Source organism: Salinispora cortesiana, assembly GCF_000484695.1.
Classification (GTDB): domain Bacteria; phylum Actinomycetota; class Actinomycetes; order Mycobacteriales; family Micromonosporaceae; genus Micromonospora; species Micromonospora cortesiana.
In genome coordinates this window covers 1-1770 of sequence record NZ_AXVR01000162.1, presented here as the reverse complement: position 1 = coordinate 1770, position 1770 = coordinate 1, and the positions used below count along the sequence as shown (strand labels likewise).

At 68.1% G+C, this 1770-nt stretch carries 1 protein-coding gene and 2 pseudogenes; all 3 read left to right on the top strand.

Annotated elements, in window-relative coordinates; all coding sequences use genetic code 11:
- Positions 1–319 (top strand): annotated as a pseudogene (locus tag K228_RS0124805) (replication-relaxation family protein); the annotation flags it as partial.
- Positions 307–888: a C40 family peptidase gene (locus K228_RS0124800; protein WP_025620773.1), complete on the top strand. Its 582-nt coding sequence runs from the start codon at positions 307–309 to the stop codon at positions 886–888. The pseudogene K228_RS0124805 and the gene K228_RS0124800, both read left to right, overlap by 13 nt.
- A gap of 485 nt (positions 889–1373) precedes the next feature.
- Positions 1374–1770 (top strand): annotated as a pseudogene (locus tag K228_RS0124795) (MarR family transcriptional regulator); the annotation flags it as partial.

Below are 1770 nucleotides of genomic sequence, written 5' to 3'. Positions count from 1 at the left end.
GTTCTGGCTTGAAGTCGATCTCGGCACCGAAACCCTGTCCCGGGTCGCGGGCAAGCTGCCCGGCTACGCCGCGCTACCCCCACCCCGGGCCTACCCGGTGCTGTTTTGGCTGCCCACCACCGCCCGGGAAGCCAACCTGCACACCCACCTCACCCGCACCGGGATACCGGACGGGGTGACCGTGGCGACCGCCGCCGTCAACCACGCCCCCGACGCGGGCGGGCCGGCGGGTGCGGTGTGGCGGGTCGCCGGACAACCCGGGCGGGTCAGCCTCGCCGATCTCGCCCCCACCGGGGACGGTGCCCCGTGCGACGGGTAGCAACCGGCCTCGCGGTAGCGGCGGCGGCGCTCGTGCTGCTGATCGCCTCTGCCGCCGCCGGGGTGGTGTCGGTGATCTACGGCGGCGGGTACGGCGGCCACGGGCTACCGCCCGACGTGGCCGTGTCCCTACCCCCGGGTTTCACCCTTCCGGCGGGCACCCCGCCGCCGGTCGTGACCGCCATTGGGTGGGCCCTGGCGCAGCTTGGGACCCCGTACACCTTCGGCGGCGATTGCACCGCCGCGCATTCCGGCGTGCCAGCGCGGCAGTGTGACTGTTCGTCGTTGATGCAACAGGCGTACCGGGCGGCCGGGGTCACCATCGGACGCACGACCCGCGACCAGGTACACGACGGCACCCCGATCCCGAGCGCGAGGTATCTGCGCCCCGGAGATCTAATCTTGATCCCCGGTAGCGGCGGCACACACGCCGACCCCCGACACGTAGGAATGTTCATCGGTTCCGGCCTCATCGTGCAAGCACCGAAAACCGGTGACGTGGTACGAGTCAGCAAACTATCCGGATGGGCCGATCAGATAGCGGCCATTCGGCGAGTCATACCGAGCTGAACAAGACCAATGGAGAACACGCCAAAGAGTCGCCAAACAGTCATCCAAACGATGGGGCATGAAGTGATTTTCCCCACAAATCATTCGGGTTCGCCGTTCGACTGGTTCGCGTACCCGGCGCCGGTTGGACCCTGACCCCGGGTCCGACCGGCCCGAGTTCGTCCTCGTCATCGGCGCCGTCATCGCGCCACACGCGCCCCGATGAACGCTACCCACACCGATATACCCATGCGCGGGGACCATCCGCCAGCAGGGGCCACAGCGCCCCGCAGCGCCTATTGCGCGTCGGACAGCAGCCCTGAAATGAAGGTGTGGGTGGCGTCCGGAATGGTGACGGAAAGAGTCTTGAACAACGGGGTTGACATTCAATCGGCAACGAGGGTCCATGGACGTGGGCACCGAAACAACGGCCCCGGCGAAACCGCCAATAATCGCTAGCGCGATGCGGTATTCGCTGCCACCCCGTTTTCTGTGGAGGATATGTCATGACCGCGAACATGCTTCTCACCGCTGGTACCACCGAGGCCCGGTCTGTCGTCGCCGCCGCGCTGCGCCGCCTCCCCGGCGTGACCGCCCGCAAGTTGGCCGGACAGGAAAACCTTTCGCTGCGGGTCGTCACCGAGGCACTCAAAGCCATGGAGAAGGCCGGAACCGCCATCCGCACTCCCGGCCCGACCAACGGCAACCGCAAAAGCGCCGACCTCTGGGAACCCACCACCCCGAACAACGACGCCGCCAACGCCACGCCGGACACGGCCGACGAGCCGACCTCGGCAGACAGCGACGTGAGCGGCAACGCGGCGGAAGACGAGGTAGCCATCACCGACGCCATGCCGGGCGCGGCCGACGAGGCGACCCCGGCGGACAGTGAGGCGAGCGGCA